We start from the raw sequence: 23,703 nt of genomic DNA on the forward strand, positions 1-23,703 counted from the left end.
CAGGCGCTTCGTTTTGGCTCAAGCCGCTCCTGCGGGACGTGCGGGCGCGACGTGCATCGCGCCCGCTCCACGCGAATCAGGCGGCGTCGGCGGCCGCGAGCCAGGCCTCGAGCTGGGCGCGGTCGCGGCCGCGCAGCAGGGCGTTCCGGCGCTGGCGCAGGCGGCCCAGGTCCAGATCGCGAATGCGCCGGCGCACTTCCAGCAGCCTGCCGGGATGCAGGCTGAACTCGGTCAGCCCCAGCGTCAGCAGCAACGGCGCGAACAACGGCTCGCCGGCCATCTCGCCGCACACCTGCACCGGCTTGCCGCGCCGGTGGGCGAGGCGGATCACGCCGTGCAGCAGCCGCACGATCGCCGGGTGCAGCGGCGTGTAGAGATCGGACAGCGCCTCGTTGTTGCGGTCGGCCGCCAGCAGGTACTGCACCAGGTCGTTGGTGCCGAGCGAGAGGAAATCCACCTCGTCGACGAAGGCCGGCAACGCGAGCGCGGCCGCCGGCACCTCGATCATCACTCCGAGCGGCACGTGCGGCGCGATCGCCTCGCCTTCCGCGCGCAGCGCTTCGGCCACGCGCGCCACGCGCGCCTTGACCGCGTGCACCTCCTCCGCACAGGCCACCATCGGCACCAGGATCCGCACCGGACCGTAGGCGGACGCGCGCAGGATCGCGCGCAACTGGGTGTCGAACAGCGCGCCGCGCGCCAGCGACAGCCGCACGCCGCGCAGGCCGAGGGCGGGATTGGGTTCGTCGCGCAGCGCCAGGCCGGTTTCGTCGGCCTTGTCGGCGCCGAGGTCGAGGGTGCGGATCGTGACCGGGCGTCCGCTCATGCCCAGCACCACGTCGCGATAGGCGCGGAACTGTTCGTCCTCGTCCGGCAGTTGCGGGCGCTGCAGGAACAGGAACTCGGTGCGGTACAGCCCGACGCCGGCCGCGCCGAGCGCGTGCGCGTTCGCCACGTCCTCGCGCGATTCGGCGTTGGCGTAGAGGCGGACGTCGATGCCGTCGCGCGTGCGCGTCGGTTCGTGCCGAAGGCGCGTCAGCGCGCGCCGTTCGCGTTTGAGTTCGGCGCAGCGCTGGCGGTGCGCGCGCAGATCGTCGGCGTCCGGTTCGACGACGATCAGCCCGCTGCTGCCGTCGATGATCAGCGCGTCGCCGTCGTTGATGCGCTGCACCGCCTCCTCGGCGCCCACCACCAGCGGCAGGTGCAGGCTGCGGGCGAGGATCGCGCTGTGCGAGAGCGTGCTGCCGGTGGAGGTGAGGATGCCGACCACGCCCTGCGCCTGCAGCTTCGCCAGCTCGGCCGGCGCCACGCTCTCGGCGACCACGATTTCGCCGGCGGCGCCGTCGAGTCCGGCGTCGTGGCGGTGCAACGCGGCGTGCAGGCGGCCGATCACCTGGTCGATATCCTCCACGCGACTGCGGAAGTAGGGGTCGTCCATCGACTCGAACACCGCCGCGATGCGGTCGCGTTGCAGACGCAGCGCGTAATCGGCGCTGTAGCGGCCGACGCGGATCAGCTCGTCCAGTCCTTGCAGCAGATCGGGGTCGTCCAGCAGCAGCGCGTGCAGGTCGAGGAACTCGCCGACCTCGTGCGCCAGCGCGCCGTGCAGGCGCTCGCGCAGCGTGCGCATCTCGCGCCGCACGCTGTCGGCGGCCTCGTGCAGGCGCGCGATCTCGCGCTCGACGTCCTCGGCGGCGATGCGCTCCTCGGCCACTTCCAGGGCGTGCGCCCGGCGCACGCGCGCGCGCCCGAGCGCGCTGCCGCGCGAGGCGCCGATGCCCTGGAAACGCTGCCTCATCCGATGGCGACTCCGCGGTTCATTGATCCTCGTCGAAGCGGCGCTCGAACAGCGCCGTGACCGCGTCGGCGGCCGCCTGCTCGTCCTCGCCTTCCACGCGCAGCCGGATCTGGGTGCCCTGACCTGCGGCGAGCAGCATCACGCCCATGATGCTTTTGGCGTTGATCTCGCGGCCCTTCGCGGTGAGCGTGACCGTGCTGCGGTACTGCGACAGCAACTGCACCAGCTTGGCCGTGGCGCGCGCGTGCAGGCCGAGGCGGTTGGTCACGGTCAGGTCGCGTTCGATCATGCAGTGTCCTCAGGCATCGTCCAGGACGACGCCGTTGCGCGCGCCGATCGATGCGACCGACGGCAGTTCGTCCAGCGGAAGGTCGGCGTAGTTCATCACCCGCAGCAGCATCGGCAGGCTGAGCGCCGACACGCGTCGCACCGGCGTGCCGAGCCGCGCCAGACGCGCGGCGAGGTTGCTCGGCGTGGCGCCGTACAGATCGGTCAGCACCAGCACCCCCTCGCCGCGGTCGACCCGGCGCAGCGCCGCGCTGGCGTGCGGCAGGAGCTGTTCGAGGTCGCCGTCGAACGGAACCTCGAGCGCCTCGACCGGCAGCGGCAGTGTGTGCAGCAGCCGGCGCGCGACCGCCACCAGCGCGGTGCCGACGCCTTCGTGGGTGATGAGCAGGATGCCGACGGCCATGCGGGCACGGTAGCAAATGGCGGGTGGGGGAGGGATGGGGAGGGGAGCGGGGGATAGGGAACAGGGAACAGGGAACAGGGAACAGGGAACAGGGAACAGGGAACAGGGAAAGAGGGGAACGGGAACGGCAACGGGGGATGCGGCGGCGCTTTGCGCTGCGTTCCGCGTGCGACCTACAGCTCCCGGTGATGCACCGCGACTTCCTCCCAGCCCTGCTGCCGCGCGTGCTCGGCGAGACGTTCGGCGAGGTACACGGAGCGGTGGCGGCCGCCGGTGCAGCCGATCGCGACGGTCGCGTAGCTGCGGTTGCCCTCGGCGCGCATGCGCGGCAGCCAGGTGTCGAGGAACGCGGCGATCTGGTCGGCGAACAGGTTCACGTCCGGCTGCGCCTGCAGGAACTCGCGCACCGCCGCGTCGCGGCCGGACAGCGGACGCAGCGTCTTGTCCCAGTGCGGGTTGGGCAGGCCGCGCGCATCGAACACGAAGTCCGCGTCCGCCGGAACGCCGTAACGGTAGGCGAACGATTCGAACAGCAGCGACATCTGCGCGCTGCCGCCGATGCCGAATTCGGTGATGACCAGCCGCCGCAACTGATGAACGTTGAGGTCGCTGGTGTCGATCACCGCATCGGCGATCTGCCGCACCGGCCGCAGCACCTGGCGTTCCAGCGCGATCGCGTCGGCCAGGCTCAGCCCGAGCTGGCTGAGCGGATGACGCCGGCGGGTGTCGGCGTAGCGGCGGATCAGCATCTCGTCGCGCGCATCGAAGAACAGCAGCCGCGGGTCGGGGCCGAGCCGGCCGACCGCCGACAGCCAGTCCGCGATGTGGCTGAGATCGCTGTAGCGGTTGCGCACGTCGATGCCCACCGCCAGCTTCGGCGCGGCCACCTGTTCGGCGCTCAGCACGCCCTGCACGAACTGCGGCAGCAGCTCGGCCGGCAGGTTGTCGACGCAGTAGTAGCCCAGATCCTCGAAGGTGTTCAGCGCGACCGACTTGCCCGACCCCGACATGCCGGTCACCACCACCAGCGGCGGTGCCGGCATCGCCTCCGCCGGCGCGCTCATGTCGAACGCTCCAGGAAATGGCTGTGCCGGGCCATGAACGCCGCCGCCGGATCGACGCCCTTCGCCCGCAGCAGATGGGTGCGCGTGGCCGCTTCGGTGAGCACGGCGAGGTTGCGGCCGGGCATCACCGGCAGGGTGATCATCGGCACGTCGAGGTCGAGCACGCGACGCACGCCGAGCTCGCCGGTGATGCGCTCCAGGCCGCGCGGCTGCGGTTCCAGCGAAGGCCTCGTCAGGTGCACGATCAGGCGCAGGTACTTGTTCCGCTTCACCGCGGTGTCGCCGAACATCTGGCGGATGTTGAGCACGCCAAGGCCCCGCACTTCGAGCAGATCCTGCAGCAGTTCCGGGCAGGTGCCGTCGAGCACGTCCGGCGCGATCTGGGTGAACTCGGGCGCATCGTCGGCGACCAGGCGGTGGCCGCGGGTGACCAGCTCCAGCGCCAGTTCGCTCTTGCCGGATCCCGCCTCGCCGGTGATCAGCACGCCGATCGAGTAGATCTCCATGAACACGCCGTGCAGCGTCACCCGCGGCGCCAGCGTGCGCGCCAGGTGGTACTGCAGATGGTTGAGCAGCTCGTGCCCGCGCCGCGGCGACACCCACAGCGGCGTATCGCTTTCCTCCGCGGCCAGCCGCAGGTCCTCGGGGCAGGACTGGCTCTTGCTGATCACCAGCGCCAGCGGGCGGAACTGGATGATCTTCTCGATCGTCTCCCAGCGCTGGCGCGAGTCGAGCGCATCGAGCCAGGCCAGCTCCTCCGAGCCGAGGATCTGCACCTTGTTCGGGTAGATGATGTTGAGGTAGCCGGCCAGCGAGGGCCGGCGGGCGACGGTTTCCACCGCCTCCAGCAGACGGTCGGCGCCGCGCTGGCCGGCGACCCAGCGCAGGCCCAGGCGTTCGCGCTGCTGCTCGAACAGGTCGGCGGCGGTGATGCTGGCGTTCATGGGCGTGGATGCGAAAGCGCCCGCCGGGCGGCGGGCGCGGGCGGCGTCAGCCGACGCTGTTGCGCGCGAGGCTCTCTCCGCGATGGTGATCGACGAGCTTCTCCTTGTGCTTGACCAGCATGCGGTCGAGCTTGTCGGTCAGCAGATCGATCGCCGCGTACATGTCCTGCCCGTCGCTGTCGGCGTGCAGGGTGCGGCCGCCGATGTTCACGTTGGCCTCGGCGTGGTGGCGGTTCTTCTCGACCGCGAGCGTCACGCGCACGTCGAAGGCCGGGTCGAAATGGCGCTCCAGACGCTGCATCTTGGTTTCGACGTACTGCCGCAGCGCAGCCGTGATCTCGATCTGCTGGCCGTGGATATCGATACGCATCGCTACCTCCTTCGCGTCGAGTGGATGTAAGCATGGCACGCCGGCCGGGAAGCGCAACCGCCGCTGGCCAGGCCCTACGGGAGAGATAGGGGCGTACAGTGGCAACGCAACCCGCGCAGCAAGGCACGGGCGCGCAGGCGGCGGCGTCGCCGTTCGTCGGCGGGCGCCGCGCGCCTCAGCCCATGCGGACCCGATCCTGCGAGGACGGGATGTTCATCGCCTCGCGGTACTTGGCGACGGTGCGGCGGGCGACCGGAATGCCGGTCGCCTTCAGGCGTTCGGCCAGGCGCGCGTCGGACAGCGGTTTGCGCGGGTTCTCGGTCTCGATGAGACGGCGGATCATCGCCTGGATCGCGGTGCTCGACAGTTCGCCGCCGGTCTCGCTGCTCACGCCGGAGGCGAAGAACGCACGCAGCGGCAGCGTGCCGCGCGGCGTGCGCGCGTACTTGCGCGCGATCGCGCGCGAGACGGTCGACTCGTGCAGGCCGATCTCGGCGGCCACCTCGCGCAGCGTCAGCGGCCGCAGCGCGCTGTCGCCGAACTCGAGGAAGCCGGCCTGCGCCTTGATCAGGCAGCGCACCACCTTCAGCAGCGTCTCGCCGCGCGCTTCCAGGCTCTTCAGCAGCCAGCGCGCTTCCTGCAGCTGGCTCTTGAGGTAGCTGGCGTCGCTGCCGCTGGCGTGGCGCAGCAGGTTCTCGTAGCCGCGATGGATGGTGACGCGCGGGCGCATGTTCTCGGCGAGCGCGCAGCGCCATTGCCCATGCTGGCGCCAGATCACCACGTCCGGCACCACATAGGTGTCGCTGCGGATCGGGCCGATCTGCGAGCCCGGCCGCGGATCGAGCGAGCGCAGCAGGCCGACCGCCGCCTCGACCTCGTCGCGACCGGCCTGCAGCTCGCTGGCCACCCCCTCGGCGCCGATCTTCGGCAGGCGCTCGAGCAGTCCGTCGGTGAGGCGGTAGGCGAGCGCCCGCCCGGGCGTGTCTTCCGGAAGCGTGTCCAGTTGCAACCGCAGGCATTCGCCGAGGTCGCGCGCGCCGACGCCGACCGGATCGAAGCGCTGGATCTGGTGCAGGACGGTGAGGATCTCCTCCGGCTGCGCGGCGAACGCCGCGCCGAGCGTGGCGGCGATCGTCTCCAGCGGTTCGCGCAGATAACCGTCGTCGGACAGCGATTCGATGATCGCCACGCCGATCTGGCGGTCGCGCTCGCTCAGCCGGCTCAGGTGCAACTGCCAGAGCAGATGATCCTGCAGGGTGTCGGCTTCGGCGACCTGTTCGGCCGCCGGCGTGTCCTCGAAATCGCTGCGGCCGCCGCGCTCCTGCCAGGGCTCCTCGGGTTCCCAGTCGGCCTCGCCGTCGGCGGCCGCTTCCGCGGCGGGCTCATCGCCGGATGCCGCGCCGTCGGCGGACGCCGGCGCGTCCATCTCGAGCGTGGATTCGGCCCAGTCCAGCAGCGGGTTGCTCTCCACCGCCGCGACCAGCTCCGCCTCCAGTTCGACCGCCGACAACTGCAGCAGACGGATGGCCTGCCGCAGTTGCGGCGTCATCACGAGCTGCTGTCCGAGGGTGGTCTGCAGGCGGGGCTTCATGCTTCGCGTGACGTCGTTGGCCGTCGCGTGCGCGGGCGGGAACGGGTCCCGGAAGCCCCAGCATTACAGGCGGAAAGTTTCGCCGAGGTAAACGCGCCGGACGTCCGGGTTGGCCAGCAGCGCGTCCGGAGCCCCCTGAGCGAGCACGCTGCCGTCGCTGAGGATATACGCGCGATCGCAGATGCCCAAGGTCTCGCGCACGTTGTGGTCGGTGATCAGCACGCCGATGCCGCGGTTCTTCAGATGCCCGACGATGCGCTGGATCTCGCCCACCGAGATCGGATCCACGCCGGCGAACGGCTCGTCGAGCAGCATCAGCCGCGGCCTGGCGGCCAGCGCGCGCGCGATCTCCACGCGCCGGCGCTCGCCGCCGGAGAGGCTGGCGCCGATCTGGTCGGCGACGTGCGCGACCTGCAGTTCGTCCAGCAGCGATTCGAGTTCGCGCTCGCGGCTCTTGCGGTCCAGGTCCGGACGCAGCTCCAGCACCAGGCGCAGGTTGTCGGCCACGCTCAGCTTGCGGAACACCGACGGTTCCTGCGGCAGATAGCCCACGCCGTGGCGCGCGCGGGTGTACATCGGCTGCGCGGTGATGTCCCGGCCATCGAGCACGATGCGGCCCGCATCCGCCGGCACGAGCCCGACGATCATGTAGAAGCAGGTGGTCTTGCCGGCGCCGTTGGGGCCGAGCAGGCCGACCACCTCGCCGGCATCGAGCGTGAGACCGAAATCGCGGACGATCTGGCGGCCGCGGTACGCCTTGCGCAGACCCTCGACGACCAGCATCAGTCGGCCTTCGCCTGACGGTTCTTCGGCAGGAAGCGCACCTTCACCCGGCTGTTCTCGCTGCCGGCCTGGATCTGGCCGCTGGCCATGTTGTAGACGATGCGCTCGCCGCTGACCGAGCCGTCGGGCTTGCTGAGCGTGGCGTTGCCGATGAACACCACGGTCTCCGATTGCAGGTCGTACTCCACCCGCGAGGAGCGCGCGCTGACCTGTTCGCCGTTGTCGAGCTGCTGCTCCATCTGCACGGGCGCGCCGGTGAGGAACACCTTCTGGATGTCGCCGCCGCCGCGCCGCAGGTCGGCGGTCGCCGCGCTGATGCGCAGGGTGCCCTGCACGATGCGGACGTTGCCCTTGAACAGGCAGGGGCCGCGGTCGTTGCCGACCGCGCAGTCGGTGTGGTTGGCGTCCAGGTCCATCGGCTGGTTGCGGTCCGAGGAACGCGCGAGGGCGTCGCCCGCGAAGGCGGCGAGCAGCAGCGCGGTGAGGCTAGCGGGCAGTGCGTGCATAGCGGGCGGTGACGTCGTGGAGGGTGACGCGCTTGGTGTCGAGGCGGGCCTCGCCACCGCGGCGGCCGGTCAGTATAAGTCCCGGCTGGGTGAGCACGACCTGGCTGCGGGTATCGGCGCGGTCGCGCTCGGGAAAGACGTTGAGCGTCTCGCTTTCCATCCGCAGCGGACGATCCTGCGCGTCGCGGCTGCTGGCGACCACTTCGCCGCGCAGGCGCAGCTCGTCGGCGTCGGCCGACACCCAGCCGGCGCGGGCGCGCACCACCCATGGGGTGTGGGCCGGATCGCGCGGCGGCAGGGTGAACACCGGCGTGGCGATCTGCATGGTCTTGCGCGCGGGGTCGCGTTCCAGCCGCGGCGCGCGCAGCGTGAACGCCTCCTTGCCCTGGCGGTCGAGCACCACCAGTTCGAAATCGTTGAGCACGTAGTCCGGACGCAGGTTCGCGCGCGGCGCGACCGGCGCGACGTCGCGCTGGCGCCACACCGCCCAGCCGCTGAGCAGCGCGCCCAGCAGCAGCGCGACCGACAGCGGCGCGCGCCAGTTCATGCCGAAGGCTCCGGCTCGGCGATCGCCGCCAGCAGCCGTTCGGCGTGGCCCTGCGCGGTCAGCAGCAGGTCGCAGAACTCGCGCACCGCGCCCTCGCCGCCGCGCGCGCGGGTGCGCCAGTGCGCGTGCGGATGCAGCCACGGGTGCGCATTGGCGGGGGCGACCGCGAAGGCGACGTGCCGCATCACGCGCAGATCGGGCAGGTCATCGCCCATGAACGCGGCCTCGTCGAGCGACAGCCCGGCCTCGGCGGCGATCGCGCGCACACAGGCGAGCTTGTCCTTCACGCCGACATGCGCGGGCACGCCGAGTTCGGCGGCGCGGTGCGCGACCACCTCGCCCGCGCGCGCGGTCACGAACGCCACCCGCAGTCCGGCGCGGCGCAACAGCACCAGGCCCTGGCCGTCGGCGACGTGGAACGCCTTCAGCTCGCGGCCGGCATCGTCGAAGAACAGCCGGCCGTCGGTCAGCGTGCCGTCGACGTCGAAGCAGGCCAGGCGCACGCGGCGGGCGCGCTCGCGGACGTCGTCGGGGCAGGGATCGAGATGGTCGCTGAGCACGAGGGGCTTCCGTCGTTGTCGTCGTGAGCATGACCGGCGCGCGGCGAACGGTGCCCGAACGGCGAGGCCGTTCACACCACCCGCGCGCGCAGCAGATCGTGGATGTTCAGCGCGCCGACCACGCGGCGCTCGGCGTCCACCACCAGCAGGCCGCTGATCTTGTGCGTCTCCATCAGCCGCGCCGCTTCCACCGCCAGCGCGTCGGCGCCGATGGTCTTCGGCGCGCGCGTCATCACCTCGGCGATGCGCGTGTTGCGCAGGTCGAGGTTCTCGTCGTCGAGGCTGCGGCGCAGGTCGCCGTCGGTGTACAGGCCGAGCAGGCGGCCGTCGTCGTCGACCACCGCGGTCATGCCGAGCCGCTTGCGGGTCATCTCCACCAGCGCCTCGCTGACGCTGGCGTCCGCCCTCACGCGCGGCACCGCATCGCCCGAATGCATGACGTCGGCGATGTGCAGCAGCAGGCGGCGGCCGAGCGCGCCGGCCGGATGCGAGCGGGCGAAGTCGTCGGCGGTGAAACCGCGCGCCTCCAGCAGCGCCACCGCCAGCGCATCGCCCATCGCCAGCGCGGCGGTGGTGCTGGCGGTCGGCGCCAGCGCCAGCGGACAGGCTTCGGCCGGCACGGTGACGTCGAGGTGCACGTCGGCCTCGCGCGCCAGCGTGGAGCCCGGTCGCCCGGTCATCGCGATCAGCCGGTTGCCCTGGCGCTTCAGCACCGGCAGCAGCATCAGCACCTCGTCGCTCTCGCCGGAATTGGACAGCGCCAGCACGATGTCGGCGTCGGTGACCATGCCGAGATCGCCGTGGCCGGCCTCGCCCGGATGCATGTAGAACGCCGGCGTGCCGGTGGAGGCGAGCGTCGCGGCGATCTTGCGCGCGACGTGGCCGGATTTGCCCATGCCGGTGCAGACCACCCGTCCGCGCGCTTCCAGGATCAGCCGGCAGGCGGCGGTGAACGCGCCGTCGATGCGGGCGGCGACGGCGGCGAGCGCGTCGCGTTCGATCTCGAACACGCGTCGGCCGCTGGCGGCGAGGGCGGCGTCGGACAGGTCGGGCAGGGGGCGGGCGTCCATGGGGTCTCGTGCGGCCGGAGCGGGCGGTCGGCCATTCCGGGCCGAGGGGCTTTCCGTTAGGCTAGCCGGCAATTCTAGCGGCTTCGCGCCGCGCCCTCCGTGGCCGCCGCCGGCGCGGTCACCGTCCCGTCAGTCGAGCCGCCGCACTTGAACGCCGAAACCATCCGCTCCCTGATCGAACAAGGCCTGCCCGGCGCGCGCGTGGACGTGCGCGGCGACGACGGCGTGCACTTCGACGCCGTGGTGATCAGCGAGGCTTTCCGCGGCAAGTTGCCGCTGGCGCGCCACCGTCTGGTCTACGCCACCCTCGGCGAGCTGATGGGCGGGGCGATCCACGCGCTGTCGCTGAAGACGCTGACGCCGGAGGAAGCAGCGGAGCGGGAATCGGGAATCGGCAATCGCTGACGATCACGCCGGTTCACCCAACGCCGTTCTTTCGCTTCTCCATCCCGATCCCGATTCCCGACCATGCAGAAGATCCTCGTCGAAGGCGGCCGCCCCCTGCACGGCGACGTCACCATTTCCGGCGCCAAGAACGCGGTGCTGCCGATCCTGTGCGCGACCTTGCTGGCCGACGCGCCGGTGGCGATCGACAACGTTCCGCGCCTGCACGACGTGTTGACGACGATCAAGCTGCTGCGCGAGCTCGGCGCGCAGGTGGCGTTCGAGAACGGCCATGTCACGGTCGATCCGACCACGGTGCACAGCCAGGTCGCGCCGTACGAACTGGTCAAGACGATGCGCGCCTCGGTGCTGGTGCTGGGCCCGCTGCTCGCCCGCTACGGGCACGCCGAGGTCTCGCTGCCGGGCGGCTGCGCGATCGGTTCGCGGCCGGTCGACCAGCACATCAAGGGCCTGCAGGCGCTGGGCGCCGAGGTCGTGGTCGAGCACGGCTACATCAAGGCCCGCGCCGAGCGGCTGAAGGGCGCGCGCTACGTGTTCGACATGGTCACCGTCACCGGCACCGAGAACGTGCTGATGGCGGCGGTGCTCGCCGAAGGCACCACGCTGCTGGAGAACGCGGCGATGGAGCCGGAGGTGGTCGATCTGGCCGACTGCCTCAACGCGATGGGCGCGCGCATCGAGGGCGCGGGCACCTCGCGCATCACCGTGCATGGCGTCGATGCCCTGCATGCGGCGCGTCATAGCGTGCTGCCGGACCGGATCGAGACCGGCACCTTCCTGGTCGCCGCGGCGATGACCGGCGGCCGCATCACCGCGCACCGCACGCGCGCGGACACGCTCGATGCGGTGCTCGACAAGCTGCGCGAGGCGGGCGCGGACATCGCCGTCGAGGACGACCGCATCACGCTCGACATGCAGGGCCGCCGGCCGCGCGCGGTGAACCTGGTGACCGCGCCCTATCCGGCGTTCCCGACCGACATGCAGGCGCAGTTCATGGCGATGGACGCGATCGCCGACGGCGTGGGCGTGATCAACGAGACCATCTTCGAGAACCGCTTCATGCACGTGCTGGAGCTGCAGCGACTCGGCGCCGACATCCGCATCGACGGCCACATGGCGGTGGTGCGCGGCGTGCCGCAGCTCAGCGGCGCGCCGGTGATGGCGACCGACCTGCGCGCCTCGGCCTCGCTGATCCTCGCCGGTCTGGTGGCCGACGGCGAGACGCTGATCGACCGCATCTACCACCTCGACCGCGGCTACGAGAACATCGAAGCGAAGCTGTCGGCGCTGGGCGCGCAGATCCGCCGCGTGGGGTGAGCCCGTCGGGCGCGTGGTGACGACGGCGGAACGGTTGGCTTCGCCGTCGGCGGTCGCGTTCGTCGTGCCCGGCGCCCGTCGGCAAGCCCCGGGATGGCCGGGCCGGGATCCATCGCCTCTGCAGCGATCGGTGAAAAGCACCTTGGTCCCCGGCGTGCGCCGGGGCGAAGGGGCGGGGTCACGCGGTCACGAGCCGTCTTCCGGGGGAAGCCAGGCGCCGATGCGTGGCGACGGTGACTGCTTCACCCCCTCCCAACCTCCCCCTGCAAAGCAGGGGGAGGAGTGCGAGGCCTAGGGGGGCAACGCGTGCGTGACTGCATCGCGCGTCCGCGCAACGGCGGGCCAAGGCCCGCCCTACTGCCGCGAGGCAGGGGGAGGAGTGCGAGGCGTAGGGGCGACCCGCCATCGCGCGTGTGTGGCGGCGTCGCGCGTCCGCGCAAGCGGCGGGCCAAGGCCCGCCCTACTGCCGCGAGGCAGGGGGAGGAGTGCGAGGCGTAGGGGCGACCCGCCATCGCGCGTGTGTGGCGGCGTCGCGCGTCCGCGCAAGCGGCGGGCCAAGGCCCGCCCTACGGCCTTAGCCTTCCCGATTCCCGATTCCCGATTCCCGATTCCCGATTCCCGATTCCCGATTTCCCGCCTCACCGCACCTGCCTGACCTGCAGCTCCAGCGTCTCGTCCTTGCGCTTCTGCACGATGCGCGCGGGGACCGGCAGGCCCTCGACGATCCACGCGGTGATCTGCTTGTTGCCGTCCTGGTTCACGACCTTGGTCGCGCGCATGGCCTTGCCGTTGACCTGCACGGTCTCGTGTCCGGCGACGCTGTAGGTCATGTGCTTGACGCGGCCGTCCTCCACCATGCGGTAGCGAAGCGGCTTGCCGGCGGCGACGTCGCGCACGAGCGCGAGGTTGATCAGCAGCGCATCGAGATCGCCGGGCTGCAGCTTGATCGGTCCGGCACGGTCGGCCTTGACGTCGCCGCTCCAGGTGGCGACGCCGCGCTCCCAGTCGTAGCTGGCGTTCTTGCGCGATTTCTTCACCAGCACCTGGTTGTTGTCGCTTCCCGACAGCGGTCGCCACTGGCCGTCGCGCTCCTCGAACACGGTGCTCTGGCTCAGATCCGCCAGGGCGTTGCGCACGCTCAGCGTATAGCGCCAGCGGTTGCCCTCCTCCGGGGCGAGGGTCATGCGACCGCTGGCCTGCATGCCCATGTAGTGCGCGGTGTAGTCGGCGGTGAACGGCTTCAGCGCCCAGGCCGGGGCGGCCAGCAGGCAGAGCGCGAGCAGGGCGACCAGGGCGGTGAATCGGCGTGTGCGCATCAGGGGGCTCCCGTGTATTCGATCAGGCGCAGGTCGTAGCTGTCCTCGCCATCCTCGCGCTGCAGGATGCGGATCGGCGTGGGCACGCCCTGCGCGACCCAGATCGTGGTGTCATCGCCGCCAGCGCGCACCCGGTCCACGCGCAGCGCGCTGAACTCGAGATCGCCCGCGGCGACCGCTTCCGGTTCGACGGCGACCGCGTACTCGTGGTCGCGCACGCGGCCGTCGTCGACGAAGCGGTAGCGCAGGGTAGCGCCCGGCGCGGCGTCGCGGATGACTGCCAGATTGATGAGCAGGCCGCTCATGTCGCCCGGTCGGAGCGGGATCGGGCGCGTTCGCGTCTTCTTCACGTCGCCGCTCCAGCGCGCGATGCCGCGGGCCCAGTCGTACACGCCGACGGTCTGCCGGCGCGAGAACAGCATGCGCCGCACCGTGCTCTGCGAGACCGGGACATAGCGGCCGTCGATCGCGTCGAACACGGTGCTCTGCTCGGCACGCAGGCCGGCCAGGCCGATCAGCCCCTTGCCGTCCATGACCAGATCGACCCGCCAGCGCGCAGCGTCGGTCCGCGTGAGGCGCAGCGTGGCTTGGCCCAGCTCGCGCCCGCCGCGGAACACCTGGTAGTGCGCCACGAACGGTTCCAGCGCACCGGCGAGCGCGGTGACCGGCGCGAGCAGCACGAGCAGGGCGGCGAGAGCGATCAGGCGGGGCATGGCGAAAGCAGGTCGTCCTGTCCGAGGCGAAGCGGCCGGGTCAGCGGCGCGCCGTCCACATATACGGTCCGATCGTGGAAACGCACACGCCCGGCTGCGATCCAGTTCAGCGTCTGGATCAGGAGGGGATGCTCGCGCGCGAGCACGCGCGCCGCGAGCGCGGCCTCGTCGTCGCCCGGCAGGACCGGCACGCGCGCCTGCGCGATCACCGGTCCGCCGTCCAGCTCCGCGGTGACGAAGTGCACGCTGGCGCCGTGCTCGGACACGCCGGCGGCGAGCGCCTGCCGGTGCGTGTGCAGTCCCTTGAATGCCGGCAGCAGCGAGGGATGGATGTTGATGAGGCGTCCGGCGCGCGGCGTCACCACCGCTTCGCCGAGCAGGCGCATGTAGCCCGCGCAGACCACCAGATCCGGCCGCGCCGCATCGACGGCATCGAACAGCGCACGATCGAACGCGATCCGCGTGGGGTGCTCGCGCGGCGAAGCGGCCCACGCCGGCACGCCGGCCGCGCGCGCGCGCTCGAGCGCGGCCGCCGCCGGCCGGTCGGAGAACACCCCGACCACGCGCGCCGGCAGCGTGCCGTGCGCGATCGCATCGAGGATCGCCTGCAGGTTGCTGCCGCGTCCGGAGGCGAGCACGGCGATGCGCAGTTCAGCCATCGCGCGCCTCCTGGCGTTCGCGGCCCAGCCACGGCCACAGCGCCAGCGCGCCGAGCGCCGCCAGCAGCATGTCCTTGTGCGCGTCCCAGATGTCGCCCTGCTGGCCGTTGTAGGCCTCCGCCTGTTCCGGCGAGAGCGCCAACGCCACGCCCCATTCGGCCCATTCGTAGACCAGCCCGCTGGCCATGATCAGCAGCACCGCGAGCGCGAACGCCTGGCGCGCGTTCAACGGCCAGCGCTGGCGCAGGTGGTGGCAGAGCAGGGGCATGAAGGTCAGGCCGTAGAGGATGTGGATGAAGCGGTCGAAGTGGTTGCGCCGCCAGCCGAACGCGCTCGTCGGCGACCAGTCGAACAAGGCCTGGAACCAGGCGTCGTAGGGCACGTTGGAGTACAGCCAGCGCGCGCCGATCGAATGGATGGCGATGAACGCGCACACCAGCGCGAAGTCGGAATCGCGGGTGGGCCAGCGCCGCGCGTGCGCCCCCAGCCACGACAGGCCGACCACGGCCAGCGAACCGTGCAGCGCCTGTTCGAGCGGCCACAGCGGCCGCCACCAGGTGGCCGCGAACACGGCGAGCGTCAGCGCCAGCGTCACCCGCTGCGCGCGGCGAAGCGTCATGGCCTCAGCCGATCCGCACCCGCTCGCCGTCGCCGGCGGCCACCACCTGGCCGATCGCGCGATGCGGCAGGCCGAGGCGTTCGAGATCGGCGGACACCGCCGGCACGTCGCCCGGCGCCAGCACCAGCACGAAGCCGACGCCGCAGTTGAACGTGCGCCACATCTCCGCCATCGGCACGTTGCCCTCGCGCTGCAGCCAGTCGAACACCGGCGGCAGCGCGAGCGTGGTGGCGTCGATGTCGAGGCCGAGGCCTTCCGGGATCACACGGATGATGTTCTCGCTCAGGCCGCCGCCGGTGATGTGCGCCATCGCGTGGATGTCGTGGCGGCCGAGCAGTTCCAGCACCGGCTTCACGTACAGCCGGGTCGGTTCCATCAGCGCGTCGATCAGCCGCACGCCGCCGAGGTCGAGCTCGGCCGGGCGGCCGGCGCGGTCGTAGATCCTGCGGATCAGCGAATAGCCGTTGGAATGCGGCCCGCTGGAGGCGATGCCGAGCAGCACGTCGCCGTTCCGCACTTTCGAGCCGTCGAGCAGCTTCGATTTCTCCACCGCCGCCACGCAGAAGCCCGCGAGGTCGTACTCGCCCGGCGGGTACATGTCGGGCATCTCGGCGGTCTCGCCGCCGATCAGCGCGCAGCCGGACAGCTCGCAGCCGCGCGCGATGCCGCCGACCACGGCGACCGTGGTGTCGACGTCGAGCTTGCCGGTGGCGAAGTAGTCGAGGAAGAACAGCGGCTCGGCGCCCTGCACCAGCACGTCGTTGACGCACATCGCCACCAGGTCGATGCCGATGGTGTCGTGGCGGTTCAGTTGCTGGGCCAGCTTGAGCTTGGTGCCGACCCCGTCGGTGCCGGACACCAGCACCGGCTCCTTGTACTTGCCGGACAGGTCGAACAGGGCGCCGAAGCCGCCGAGGCCGCCCATCACCTCGGGCCGGAAGCTGCGCTTCACCAGCGGTTTGATGCGTTCGACGACTTCGTTGCCCGCGTCGATGTCGACGCCGGCATCGCGGTAGGTGAGCGGAGTGGTCATTGCCAGGCCAGGTGCGGCGAAGGCGGCGATTCTACCAAGCGCGCCCGCCGCGGCCGGGGCCGAATGGACGGGCCCGGCCCGCTGCGGCACCATTCCGGGCGGTTTTCCCGTTCGGAACGACGATGCCCCGGGCCTTGCGCGCACTTCCGCTGCTGTCCCTCCTGTTCCTGTGCCTGACCGCGGGCGCCGCGTTCGCCCAGCGCGTGGAGGGCGAACGGGCGCGCGCCGAAGGGCCGTACGCGGCGGAGATCGCGGTCAACGGCCAGGGCGAGGGCGAGCGCAACACCGCCTTCGCGCGCGGGCTGGCGCAGGTGCTGGCCAAGCTGTCGGGCGATCCGGCGGTGAACTCGCGCCCCGGCGTCGGCCAGGAACTGCGCCGCGCCCGCGAGTACGTCGAAGGCTACGACTACCGCCAGGACCAGGGGCGCTCCCCGAGCGGCGCGCCGACCTTCCGCACCACGCTGGTGATCCGCTACGACCAGGAGAAGGTGGACGAGGTGGCGGCCGTGCTGGGCCTGCCGATCTGGCCGCAGCCGCGGCCCAAGCCGGTGCTGTGGCTGGCGATCGACGACGGCCGCGGTCCGCGGCTGGTCGGGCTGGGGCAGGTGAATGCGGCGCGCGCGGCGCTGGATCGCGCGGTCGAGCGCGGCTACAAGCTCGGCCTGCCGGCCGGCAACGCCGCCGAGCAGGCGCTGGTGGGCGCGATCTGGCGCGGCGACACCGCGGCGGTGGCGCGCGTGTCCGCCCGCTACAGCCCGCCCATGCAACTGATCGGCAAGCTCTACCGCGATCAGGGCGGCTGGACCGGCGAGTGGATCTTCGTCGACAACGGCAAGGTGCTGAACCGCTGGAAGGTGAGCAAGCCCGACGCGCGCCAGGCGATGGCGGCCGGCGCCGACGGCGCCGCCGACGCGCTGGTCAAGCGGTACGCCAAGCGCGGCGCGATCGGCGAGCCGGGGGTCTACCGCATCCGCTTCACCGGCCTGCAGAGCGCGGAAGACTACATGCGGCTGTCGGCCTATCTGCAGAAGCTGGCCGTGGTCCGCCGCATCGCCCCGCTGCGCGCCACGCCGGAGGCGCTGGAGCTCGAACTGGAGCTGGTCAGCGGCCTGCCGGGCTTCCGCCGCGCGGTCGACGACGACGGCGTGATCGAAGCGCTCGACCCCGCCGACCCCGCCGGGGCGACCGGCGGCGTCCCGACCTACCGCGTGCGCTGACCGCTTCCGGAGCCCGACATGGACGCAAGCGCTTCCCTGCGCGAGATCGCGACCTTCCTGCGCCGCCTGCAGTGGACGCTGGTGGCGCTGGCGGTGATCTGGCTGCTGTGGCTGCTGACGCCGGTGCTGACGCCGTTCGCGCTGTCGGCGCTGCTCGGCTGGCTGGGCGATCCGCTGGTGGACCGGCTCGAACGCGCCGGCCGCTCGCGCAACACCGCGGTGGCGCTGGTGTTCTCGGTGATGATCCTGGCGATGGCTCTGGTGCTGGTGCTGCTGGTGCCGATGATCGAGCGGCAGGTGGTGACGCTGGTCGACTCGCTGCCGAGCTACCGGGACTGGTTCGTCCGCACCGCGCTGCCCTGGGTGGAGGCGCGCACCGGGCTGGAGCTCACCAGTTGGCTCGACCTCAACCGGCTGATCGAGCTGGTGCGCGAGCACTGGGAGCGCGCCGGCGGCATCGCGGCCACGGTGCTCGGGTACGTCTCGCGCTCGGGCTTCGCCTTGCTGGGGTGGCTGGCGAACCTGGTGCTGATTCCGGTGCTGACGTTCTTCTTCCTGCGCGACTGGGACGCGCTGGTGGCGCGGGTCGCCTCGCTGGTGCCGCGCAGCCACATCGACGCGGTCACGCGGCTGGCGCGCGAATCGAGCGAGGTGCTCAGCGGTTTCCTGCGCGGCCAGTTCCTGGTGATGATCATCCTCGGCGTGTTCTACGGCGCCGGTCTGTGGCTGGTGGGGCTGGACCTCGGCCTGCTGATCGGGCTGATCGCCGGTCTGCTCACCTTCATTCCGTACCTCGGTCCGGCCAGCGGGATCGTGCTGGGCGCGATCGCGGCGCTGGTGCAGTACGGCGACTGGCAGCATCTGGCCGGCGTCGGCGTGGTGTTCGGCATCGGCCAGATCATCGAGAGCTACTGGCTCACGCCGAAGCTGGTCGGCGACCGCATCGGCCTGCATCCGATGGCGGTGATCTTCGCCGTGCTGGCCGGCGGGCACCTGTTCGGCTTCCTCGGCATGCTGCTGGCTCTGCCGGTGGCGGCGGTGGTGAACGTGCTGCTGCGCTATCTGGAGGAGCGCTACACCCACAGCCTGCTCTACACCGGCCCGCAGCCGGCGCCGCAGATCTACACCGGCCACGACGACGCGCCGGGCGACGACCGCTGAGCCGACCGTGTCGCGTTCCGGAGACGACCCGAGCCTGCGCGCCTCCCCGCAGATGCCGCTGGCGCTGCGGTTTCCGCCCGATCAGCGGCTGGAGACCTGGGTGGCGCCGCCGCCCGGCGCCGCCGCGCTGGTGCGCGCCGCCGCACGCGGCCAGCGCGGCGACTGGCTCTACCTGACCGGACCCGCCGGCACCGGCAAGACGCACGTGCTGCTGGCCGCCTGCGCCGAGGCGGAAGCGGCGGGGCGGCGCGCGGCCTATCTGCCGCTGGCGGTGGCGCGCGGCCGGCTGGCGCACGCGCTGGCCGCGCTCGAGGGGCACGATCTGCTCGCCCTCGACGGCATCGAGGCGATCGCCGGCCAGCGCGAGGACGAAGTGGCGCTGTTCGACGCCCACAACCGCGCGCGCGCGGCCGGGACGACGGTGCTGTACGCCGCGCGCGACATCCCCGAGGCGCTCGGCCTGACGCTGCCCGATCTGCGCTCGCGGCTGGGGCAGTGCGTGCGGATTCCGCTTGCGCCGCTGGACGAGGCCGGCCGCCGCGAGGTGCTGCGCCAGCGCGCGCAGCGGCGCGGGCTGGTGCTGGAGGAGGCCGCGCTCGACTGGCTGCTGCGCCGCGTGGAACGCGACCTCGGCAGCCTCACCGCGCTGCTCGACCGCCTCGACCGCGCCTCGCTCGCCGCGCAGCGCCGCATCACCGTGCCGTTCCTGCGGCAGACGCTCGGCCTGTAAGCGCGGCTTCAGCCGCGATCGGGGTGCTCGGCGGGCGTTCGGGTCGCGGCAGCCGCCAAGGTTTCGATCCGTGTGTATCCGTGGAAATCCGTGGCTGATGGCCCTGCGCCCGCCGGCGTCAGGCCATCTCCGCGCGCAACGCGCGATCCAGCGCCGCCAGCCGTTCCGGGGTGCCGACGTCGGTCCAGCGGCCGCGATGGTGCTCGCCGCTCACCGCGCCGCGCGCCATCGCGGCAGTGAGCAGCGGGGCGAGCTTGAAGCGCGGCGGCGTTTCGTCCGCGCCCGGCGCGTCGCCGATCACCGTGCGCCAGTCGCGCAACAGGTCCGGGCGGTAGACGCCGATGCCGGCGAAGGTCAGGCGCGCTTCGCCGTCGGCATGCACGCGGCCGTGGCCGTCGAGGGCGAAATCGCCGCGCGGGTGGTGGTCGGGATTGTCGACCAGCACCAGGTGCGCTTCGCCGCGCGGCTCGCACGGCAGGCGGGCGAAATCGTGATCGGTCCAGATGTCGCCGTTGACCGCGAGGAAGGGCGCATCGCCCAGCAGCGGCAGCGCGTTGTGCATGCCGCCGCCGGTCTCCAGCGGCACCGGGCCTTCGTGCAGGAAATGCAGGCGCAGGCCCCAGCGGCGGCCATCGCCGAGCGCGGCCGGGAACTGCTCGGCCAGCCACGAGGTGTTGATGACCACCTCGCGCACGCCGAGCGCGGCCAGCTTCTCCAGATGCCAGACGATCAGCGGCTTGCCGCCGGCCTCGAGCAACGGCTTGGGCGTGCGCTCGGTGAGCGGCCGCATGCGCTCGCCGAGGCCGGCGGCGAACACCAGCGCCTTCATGCGATGGCGGCCATCGCCGGGCGCACGCGGCGCTCGATCAGCGCAGCCAGCGGCGCCAGTTCGGAATAGCGCGGCAGCACCGCCTCGAGGTAGGCGAAGAAGCGCGGCACGTCGGTCAGGTACTTCGGCTTGCCGTCGCGATGGCACAGCCGCGCGAAGATGCCGATCACCTTCAGGTGGCGCTGCACGCCGATCCAGTCGGCGTCGCGGCGGAAGCGCGCGCGCTCCGGCACCGGCAGGCCGGCCGCCTGCGCGCGGGCGTGGTAGCGGTCGAGCCATTCGTCCACGCGCGCTTCGGGCCAGCTCAGGAACGCATCCTTGAACAGGCAGATCGGGTCGTAGGCGAGCGGGCCGCAGACCGCGTCCTGGAAGTCGAGCACGGCGGGGCCGTCGTCGGCCGGCATCAGGTTGCGCGGCATGAAGTCGCGGTGCACCAGCACGCGCGGCTGCGCCAGCGCGGCGTCGATCAGGCGGCGATAGACGAGATCGAGCGTCTCCTGCGCCTCGCAGTCGAGCGACAGTCCGAGATGGCGGCCGAGGAACCACTCGTCGAACAGGCGCAGCTCGCGCGCCAGCAGCGCCTCGTCGTAGGCGGGCAGGTCGGCGGGACAGGCGATCGTCTGCAGCTTCAGCAACTGGCCGACGGCGGCATCCAGCAGCGCGTCGGCGTTGCGCTCGTCGAGCACGTGCAGGTAGGTCCGCGTGCCGAGATCCTCCAGCAGCAGGAAGCCGGCCTCGACGTCCTGCGCCAGCACGCGCGGCACGCGCACGCCGCCGCCCAGCAGCAATTCGCGGATGCGCAGCCAGGGGCGCACGTCCTCCTTGTCCGGCGGCGAATCCATCACGATCACCGGCTGCGCGGCGCCGGTGCCGCGCCAGTAGCTGCGGAAACCGGCATCGGCGGAGGCGCGTTCGAGCTGCAACTGCATGGCGCCGGTGGCGCGGCGGGCCCAGGTCAGGCGCGCCTCGGCGCGCGCGTCGGAAGAAGCGGTTTCGGCGGGCATGCGGAGCGGGCGCGGTCGGTGAAGGCGCACAGCGTAGCGGCTCGGCGCGGGCGGCGGAAACGTGCGACGCCCGCCGCCGCCCCTCACGCGGCGGCGTGCAGCGGCTCGCGCAGCGGCGGGGCGCCGAACCAGTGCAGGTCGGCCGCCAGCGCCGCCACTTCGCCGACGAACAGCAGCGCGGGCGAGCCGACGCCATGCGCCCGCGCCAAGGTTGGCAACGCATCGAGCGTGCCCAGCACGACGCGCTGGGTCGGGTGCGAGCCGTTCTCCACCAGGGCGGCGGGCGTGTCCGGCGCGCGCCCGTGCGCGATCAGCCGCTCGCGAATGCGCGGCAACTCGGCCACGCCCATGTAGAACGCCAGCGTCTGCCGTCCGGCCGCCAGCGTCGCCCAGTCCAGCGTGTCCGCGGCCTGGCAGTGCGCGGTCACCAATCGCACCGACTGCGCGTGCCCGCGGTGGGTGAGCGGGATGCCCGCGTACGCGGCGCACGCGAGCGCCGCGGTGATGCCGGGCACGACCTCGTAGGACACCCCGTGCGCACGCAGGAACTCCAACTCCTCGCCGCCGCGGCCGAACACGAACGGGTCGCCCCCCTTCAGCCGCACCACGAAGCGGCCGGCACGCGCGTGCTCCAGCATCAGCGCATGGATGCGGGCCTGGGGGACGTGGTGGCGACCGGCCTGCTTGCCGACCTCGATGCGCTCGGCGTCGCGACGCGCCAGCGCCAGCACTTCGGCGCTGGCCAGCCGGTCGTGCAGGATCACGTCGGCCCGGTTCAGCAGGCGCAGCGCGCGCAGCGTCAGCAGGCCCGGATCGCCGGGCCCGGCGCCCACCAGCGCGACATGGCCGCGACGCTCCGGCTTCGCCCGCGCGATGGCCGCATCGAACGCGCGCTCGGCGCCGTCGCGGTCGCCGCGCGCCAGCAACTGCGGCAGCTCGCCCGCGAGCAGCGCATCGAGGAAGCGCCGGCGTGCGCGGGTGTCCGGAAACGCCGCACGCAAGCGCGCGCGGTGGCGCGCGAGCAGTGCGGCCAGCTCGCCGAGCGTGGGGTCGAGCTCGCGTTCCAGCCGCTCGCGCAGCGCGCGCGCCAGCATCGGCGCGGCGCCGCCGCTGGAGACGGCGACCTGCAACGGCCCGCGGCGCACGCGCGCCGGCACGTGGAAGGCGGAGATGTCGACGTCGTCCACCACGTTGACCCAGAGGCGGCGGGCCTCGGCCGCCGCGGCGACCGCGCGGTTGATCGCTGGCGAGTCGGTCGCGGCGATCACCAGCCACGCGCCGTCCAGCCACGACGGCGCGAAGCGTCCGGGTGCATGCTCGATCGCGCCCTGCGCCGCCCACGCCGCGAGCGTCGGTTCCAGCGCCGGCGCGCCCACGCGCACGCGCGCGCCGGCCTCGCGCAGCGCCTCCACCTTGCGCCGCGCCACCGCGCCGCCGCCCACCACCAGCACGCGGCGGCCGCGCAGATCGACGAACAGCGGAAACAGCGGAGCGGTCATGGGCGCGGCATCGTTGCGTCGAAGCCCACCCTAGCGTTGCGCGCGTGCGCTCGGAAATGAGCGTGGGATGTGGCCTCATGCCGCTTTCCGCATGAACGTTCCGGAGCCCGTCATGACCCGTCCGCTGCGCTGTCCGCGCGTGAGCCGTCGCCAGCTTCCGCCCACGCCGCCGCCGCCCCCACGCCTATGACCCTGACCCAGCTCCGCTACTTCGTCGCCATCGCCGACGCCGGTTTCAACATCACCCAGGCCGCCGAGCGCGTGCACGCCACGCAGCCCGGCCTGTCCAAGCAGCTCAAGCAGCTCGAGGACGAGCTCGGGTTCCTGCTGTTCGTGCGCCGCGGCCGCAGCCTGGAAGGACTGACGCCGGCCGGCGCCGACGTGCTCGCGCACGCGCGCCGCCTGCTCGCCGAGGCCGCCAACATCCGCGCCTACGCCGCCAATCACCGCCGCGACGCGCACGGCCGGCTGCTGATCGCCACCACCCACACCCAGGCGCGGTTCGTGCTGCCGCCCGCGGTCGCCGCGGTGCGCCGCGCCTATCCCGAGGTGAGCGTGCACCTGCAGCCGAGCGCCGAGGCCGACGTGCTGGAGGCGCTCACGCGCGGCGATGCCGATCTGGCCCTGATCAGCACCAGCGGCGACGTGCCGGCCGGCGGCCTGGCGGTGCCGCTGTTTCGCTGGCGGCGCGTGGTGCTGGTGCCGCGCGGGCATGCGCTGGCGACGCGCGCGCAGGCGCCGACGCTGGCGCAGCTCGGCGCCTGGCCGCTGGTGAGCTACGAATCGTCGGTGCGGCCGGATTCGTCGCTGCGCCGCGCGTTCGCCGCCGAGGGCGTCGAACCGCGCATCGCCATGACCGCGCGCGACGCCGACCTGATCCGCACCTACGTGCGCACCGGCCTCGGCGTGGGCGTGCTGGCGGAGATGGCGATCCGCGACGACGACGAGACGCTGGTGGCGCTGCCGGCGCCGGAGTCGCTGCCCGAATGCGTGAGCTGGGCGGTGCTGCCGCGCGAACGGGTGCTGCGCGACTACACGCTCGACCTGCTGCTGGCGCTGGCCCCGCAGCTCGACCGCCACGACCTGCGCCGCGCCGCCGCCGGCCACGCCGAGCCGACCTGGCCCGAAGCGCCGCGGTGGGGCCTGCGGCGCTAGCTGTGATGTTTCAAGAGGTTGTTCCCCTCTGACCGGAGGGCGAAGCTGATGTCGCCAAACACCCAGCTCCCATCCGCGAGGGGAACAACCATGCACAAGAATGCGCGCCTGACCGCGAAGGG

At 72.2% G+C, this 23,703-nt stretch carries 26 protein-coding genes; 6 read left to right on the forward strand and 20 right to left on the reverse strand.

The features are described from left to right. Positions 1-76: 76 nt before the first annotated feature. The 12 genes from ptsP to FQY64_RS10415 all read right to left on the reverse strand — a co-directional run bounded on the left by ptsP (position 77) and on the right by FQY64_RS10415 (position 9,924). Positions 77-1,798 carry a phosphoenolpyruvate--protein phosphotransferase gene (gene ptsP, locus FQY64_RS10360; protein ID WP_146474190.1) on the reverse strand — a complete coding sequence of 574 codons (1,722 nt, stop codon included), beginning with the start codon at positions 1,796-1,798 and terminating at the stop codon, positions 77-79. Between the two features lie 19 nt (positions 1,799-1,817). Beyond that, complete coding sequence (locus FQY64_RS10365; RefSeq protein ID WP_146474191.1) at positions 1,818-2,087, reverse strand: HPr family phosphocarrier protein; 270 nt, start codon at positions 2,085-2,087, stop codon at positions 1,818-1,820. Positions 2,088-2,096: 9 nt separating this feature from the next. Next, on the reverse strand, positions 2,097-2,489 hold the full coding sequence (locus FQY64_RS10370; RefSeq protein WP_146474192.1) for a PTS sugar transporter subunit IIA: 393 nt from the start codon (positions 2,487-2,489) through the stop codon (positions 2,097-2,099). Positions 2,490-2,662: 173 nt separating this feature from the next. Then, on the reverse strand, positions 2,663-3,532 hold the full coding sequence (gene rapZ / locus FQY64_RS10375) for an RNase adapter RapZ (protein ID WP_146474217.1): 870 nt from the start codon (positions 3,530-3,532) through the stop codon (positions 2,663-2,665). Between the two features lie 17 nt (positions 3,533-3,549). Continuing rightward, entirely contained in the window at positions 3,550-4,497 is a 948-nt protein-coding gene (hprK, locus tag FQY64_RS10380; protein ID WP_146474193.1) for an HPr(Ser) kinase/phosphatase, read from the reverse strand. A gap of 46 nt (positions 4,498-4,543) precedes the next feature. After that, positions 4,544-4,867 (reverse strand): ribosome hibernation-promoting factor, HPF/YfiA family, encoded by a 324-nt coding sequence (hpf, locus tag FQY64_RS10385; protein ID WP_146474194.1) that lies wholly within the window; start codon positions 4,865-4,867, stop codon positions 4,544-4,546. A 175-nt stretch (positions 4,868-5,042) separates the two neighbouring features. After that, entirely contained in the window at positions 5,043-6,458 is a 1,416-nt protein-coding gene (locus tag FQY64_RS10390; RefSeq protein ID WP_146474195.1) for an RNA polymerase factor sigma-54, read from the reverse strand. Between the two features lie 63 nt (positions 6,459-6,521). Continuing rightward, positions 6,522-7,241 (reverse strand): LPS export ABC transporter ATP-binding protein, encoded by a 720-nt coding sequence (gene lptB, locus FQY64_RS10395; protein WP_146474196.1) that lies wholly within the window; start codon positions 7,239-7,241, stop codon positions 6,522-6,524. Further along, the gene (lptA, locus tag FQY64_RS10400) at positions 7,241-7,747 is read right to left on the reverse strand and encodes a lipopolysaccharide transport periplasmic protein LptA (protein WP_146474197.1); all 507 of its coding nucleotides are present in this window, start codon (positions 7,745-7,747) and stop codon (positions 7,241-7,243) included. The genes lptB and lptA overlap by 1 nt, the downstream gene beginning before the upstream one ends. Then, complete coding sequence (gene lptC, locus FQY64_RS10405) at positions 7,728-8,294, reverse strand: LPS export ABC transporter periplasmic protein LptC (RefSeq protein WP_146474198.1); 567 nt, start codon at positions 8,292-8,294, stop codon at positions 7,728-7,730. Before lptC ends, lptA begins: the two co-directional genes overlap by 20 nt. Then, a complete protein-coding gene (locus tag FQY64_RS10410; protein ID WP_146474199.1) occupies positions 8,291-8,854 on the reverse strand; it encodes a KdsC family phosphatase in 564 nt (187 codons plus the stop codon). The genes lptC and FQY64_RS10410 overlap by 4 nt, the downstream gene beginning before the upstream one ends. Positions 8,855-8,925: 71 nt before the next feature. Further along, positions 8,926-9,924: a KpsF/GutQ family sugar-phosphate isomerase gene (locus FQY64_RS10415; protein WP_146474200.1), complete on the reverse strand. Its 999-nt coding sequence runs from the start codon at positions 9,922-9,924 to the stop codon at positions 8,926-8,928. A 147-nt stretch (positions 9,925-10,071) separates the two neighbouring features. On the opposite strand from FQY64_RS10415, the gene FQY64_RS10420 reads away from it, so the two are divergent. Both FQY64_RS10420 and murA read left to right on the forward strand, forming a co-directional pair. Further along, positions 10,072-10,329 (forward strand): BolA family protein, encoded by a 258-nt coding sequence (locus tag FQY64_RS10420; protein WP_146474218.1) that lies wholly within the window; start codon positions 10,072-10,074, stop codon positions 10,327-10,329. Positions 10,330-10,392: 63 nt separating this feature from the next. Next, a complete protein-coding gene (gene murA / locus FQY64_RS10425) occupies positions 10,393-11,646 on the forward strand; it encodes a UDP-N-acetylglucosamine 1-carboxyvinyltransferase (RefSeq protein ID WP_146474201.1) in 1,254 nt (417 codons plus the stop codon). Positions 11,647-12,284: 638 nt separating this feature from the next. Here murA and FQY64_RS10430 read toward each other — a convergent pair. The 5 genes from FQY64_RS10430 to purM are packed head-to-tail and all read right to left on the reverse strand — an operon-like array spanning position 12,285 to position 15,986. Next, positions 12,285-12,962 carry a DUF3108 domain-containing protein gene (locus FQY64_RS10430; RefSeq protein WP_146474202.1) on the reverse strand — a complete coding sequence of 226 codons (678 nt, stop codon included), beginning with the start codon at positions 12,960-12,962 and terminating at the stop codon, positions 12,285-12,287. Continuing rightward, on the reverse strand, positions 12,962-13,675 hold the full coding sequence (locus FQY64_RS10435; protein WP_146474203.1) for a DUF3108 domain-containing protein: 714 nt from the start codon (positions 13,673-13,675) through the stop codon (positions 12,962-12,964). The genes FQY64_RS10430 and FQY64_RS10435 overlap by 1 nt, the downstream gene beginning before the upstream one ends. Then, positions 13,663-14,334 (reverse strand): phosphoribosylglycinamide formyltransferase, encoded by a 672-nt coding sequence (gene purN / locus FQY64_RS10440; RefSeq protein ID WP_146474204.1) that lies wholly within the window; start codon positions 14,332-14,334, stop codon positions 13,663-13,665. The genes FQY64_RS10435 and purN overlap by 13 nt, the downstream gene beginning before the upstream one ends. Beyond that, entirely contained in the window at positions 14,327-14,953 is a 627-nt protein-coding gene (locus FQY64_RS10445; protein WP_146474205.1) for a DUF2238 domain-containing protein, read from the reverse strand. The genes purN and FQY64_RS10445 overlap by 8 nt, the downstream gene beginning before the upstream one ends. Before the next feature lie 4 nt (positions 14,954-14,957). After that, positions 14,958-15,986 carry a phosphoribosylformylglycinamidine cyclo-ligase gene (gene purM, locus FQY64_RS10450; protein ID WP_146474206.1) on the reverse strand — a complete coding sequence of 343 codons (1,029 nt, stop codon included), beginning with the start codon at positions 15,984-15,986 and terminating at the stop codon, positions 14,958-14,960. Positions 15,987-16,108: 122 nt separating this feature from the next. Here purM and FQY64_RS10455 point away from each other — a divergent pair, with 122 nt between their 5' ends. Genes FQY64_RS10455 through hda form a run of 3 tightly spaced genes read left to right on the forward strand, consistent with a single transcriptional unit; the run spans position 16,109 to position 19,094 of the window. Continuing rightward, positions 16,109-17,203 (forward strand): DUF2066 domain-containing protein, encoded by a 1,095-nt coding sequence (locus FQY64_RS10455; protein WP_146474207.1) that lies wholly within the window; start codon positions 16,109-16,111, stop codon positions 17,201-17,203. An 18-nt stretch (positions 17,204-17,221) separates the two neighbouring features. Continuing rightward, positions 17,222-18,364, forward strand: coding sequence for an AI-2E family transporter (locus FQY64_RS10460; protein WP_146474208.1), 1,143 nt, complete (start codon positions 17,222-17,224; stop codon positions 18,362-18,364). A 52-nt stretch (positions 18,365-18,416) separates the two neighbouring features. Then, a complete protein-coding gene (gene hda, locus FQY64_RS10465; protein WP_146474219.1) occupies positions 18,417-19,094 on the forward strand; it encodes a DnaA regulatory inactivator Hda in 678 nt (225 codons plus the stop codon). A 118-nt stretch (positions 19,095-19,212) separates the two neighbouring features. On the opposite strand, the gene murU is transcribed toward hda, so the two are convergent. The 3 genes from murU to cysG all read right to left on the reverse strand — a co-directional run bounded on the left by murU (position 19,213) and on the right by cysG (position 22,426). Then, positions 19,213-19,923: an N-acetylmuramate alpha-1-phosphate uridylyltransferase MurU gene (gene murU / locus FQY64_RS10470; protein ID WP_146474209.1), complete on the reverse strand. Its 711-nt coding sequence runs from the start codon at positions 19,921-19,923 to the stop codon at positions 19,213-19,215. After that, on the reverse strand, positions 19,920-20,927 hold the full coding sequence (locus tag FQY64_RS10475) for an aminoglycoside phosphotransferase family protein (RefSeq protein WP_146474210.1): 1,008 nt from the start codon (positions 20,925-20,927) through the stop codon (positions 19,920-19,922). Before FQY64_RS10475 ends, murU begins: the two co-directional genes overlap by 4 nt. Positions 20,928-21,010: 83 nt before the next feature. Beyond that, positions 21,011-22,426: a siroheme synthase CysG gene (gene cysG, locus FQY64_RS10480; protein WP_146474211.1), complete on the reverse strand. Its 1,416-nt coding sequence runs from the start codon at positions 22,424-22,426 to the stop codon at positions 21,011-21,013. A 186-nt stretch (positions 22,427-22,612) separates the two neighbouring features. On the opposite strand from cysG, the gene FQY64_RS10485 reads away from it, so the two are divergent. Continuing rightward, on the forward strand, positions 22,613-23,581 hold the full coding sequence (locus tag FQY64_RS10485) for a LysR family transcriptional regulator (protein WP_146474212.1): 969 nt from the start codon (positions 22,613-22,615) through the stop codon (positions 23,579-23,581). The last annotated feature ends 122 nt before the right edge of the window (positions 23,582-23,703 follow it).

Origin of the sequence: Vulcaniibacterium thermophilum, assembly GCF_007923255.1 — a bacterium.
GTDB lineage: Bacteria > Pseudomonadota > Gammaproteobacteria > Xanthomonadales > Xanthomonadaceae > Lysobacter_F > Lysobacter_F thermophilum.

Bases quoted from the DNA above. Each gene is read 5' to 3' on its own strand.
- ptsP (WP_146474190.1), bottom strand. From the start codon at position 1,798: ATGAGGCAGCGTTTCCAGGGCATCGGCGCCTCGCGCGGCAGCGCGCTC.
- FQY64_RS10365 (WP_146474191.1), bottom strand. From the start codon at position 2,087: ATGATCGAACGCGACCTGACCGTGACCAACCGCCTCGGCCTGCACGCG.
- FQY64_RS10370 (WP_146474192.1), bottom strand. From the start codon at position 2,489: ATGGCCGTCGGCATCCTGCTCATCACCCACGAAGGCGTCGGCACCGCG.
- rapZ (WP_146474217.1), bottom strand. From the start codon at position 3,532: ATGCCGGCACCGCCGCTGGTGGTGGTGACCGGCATGTCGGGGTCGGGC.
- hprK (WP_146474193.1), bottom strand. From the start codon at position 4,497: ATGAACGCCAGCATCACCGCCGCCGACCTGTTCGAGCAGCAGCGCGAA.
- hpf (WP_146474194.1), bottom strand. From the start codon at position 4,867: ATGCGTATCGATATCCACGGCCAGCAGATCGAGATCACGGCTGCGCTG.
- FQY64_RS10390 (WP_146474195.1), bottom strand. From the start codon at position 6,458: ATGAAGCCCCGCCTGCAGACCACCCTCGGACAGCAGCTCGTGATGACG.
- lptB (WP_146474196.1), bottom strand. From the start codon at position 7,241: ATGCTGGTCGTCGAGGGTCTGCGCAAGGCGTACCGCGGCCGCCAGATC.
- lptA (WP_146474197.1), bottom strand. From the start codon at position 7,747: ATGCACGCACTGCCCGCTAGCCTCACCGCGCTGCTGCTCGCCGCCTTC.
- lptC (WP_146474198.1), bottom strand. From the start codon at position 8,294: ATGAACTGGCGCGCGCCGCTGTCGGTCGCGCTGCTGCTGGGCGCGCTG.
- FQY64_RS10415 (WP_146474200.1), bottom strand. From the start codon at position 9,924: ATGGACGCCCGCCCCCTGCCCGACCTGTCCGACGCCGCCCTCGCCGCC.
- murA (WP_146474201.1), top strand. From the start codon at position 10,393: ATGCAGAAGATCCTCGTCGAAGGCGGCCGCCCCCTGCACGGCGACGTC.
- FQY64_RS10430 (WP_146474202.1), bottom strand. From the start codon at position 12,962: ATGCGCACACGCCGATTCACCGCCCTGGTCGCCCTGCTCGCGCTCTGC.
- FQY64_RS10435 (WP_146474203.1), bottom strand. From the start codon at position 13,675: ATGCCCCGCCTGATCGCTCTCGCCGCCCTGCTCGTGCTGCTCGCGCCG.
- purN (WP_146474204.1), bottom strand. From the start codon at position 14,334: ATGGCTGAACTGCGCATCGCCGTGCTCGCCTCCGGACGCGGCAGCAAC.
- FQY64_RS10445 (WP_146474205.1), bottom strand. From the start codon at position 14,953: ATGACGCTTCGCCGCGCGCAGCGGGTGACGCTGGCGCTGACGCTCGCC.
- purM (WP_146474206.1), bottom strand. From the start codon at position 15,986: ATGACCACTCCGCTCACCTACCGCGATGCCGGCGTCGACATCGACGCG.
- FQY64_RS10455 (WP_146474207.1), top strand. From the start codon at position 16,109: ATGCCCCGGGCCTTGCGCGCACTTCCGCTGCTGTCCCTCCTGTTCCTG.
- FQY64_RS10460 (WP_146474208.1), top strand. From the start codon at position 17,222: ATGGACGCAAGCGCTTCCCTGCGCGAGATCGCGACCTTCCTGCGCCGC.
- hda (WP_146474219.1), top strand. From the start codon at position 18,417: ATGCCGCTGGCGCTGCGGTTTCCGCCCGATCAGCGGCTGGAGACCTGG.
- murU (WP_146474209.1), bottom strand. From the start codon at position 19,923: ATGAAGGCGCTGGTGTTCGCCGCCGGCCTCGGCGAGCGCATGCGGCCG.
- FQY64_RS10475 (WP_146474210.1), bottom strand. From the start codon at position 20,927: ATGCCCGCCGAAACCGCTTCTTCCGACGCGCGCGCCGAGGCGCGCCTG.
- cysG (WP_146474211.1), bottom strand. From the start codon at position 22,426: ATGACCGCTCCGCTGTTTCCGCTGTTCGTCGATCTGCGCGGCCGCCGC.
- FQY64_RS10485 (WP_146474212.1), top strand. From the start codon at position 22,613: ATGACCCTGACCCAGCTCCGCTACTTCGTCGCCATCGCCGACGCCGGT.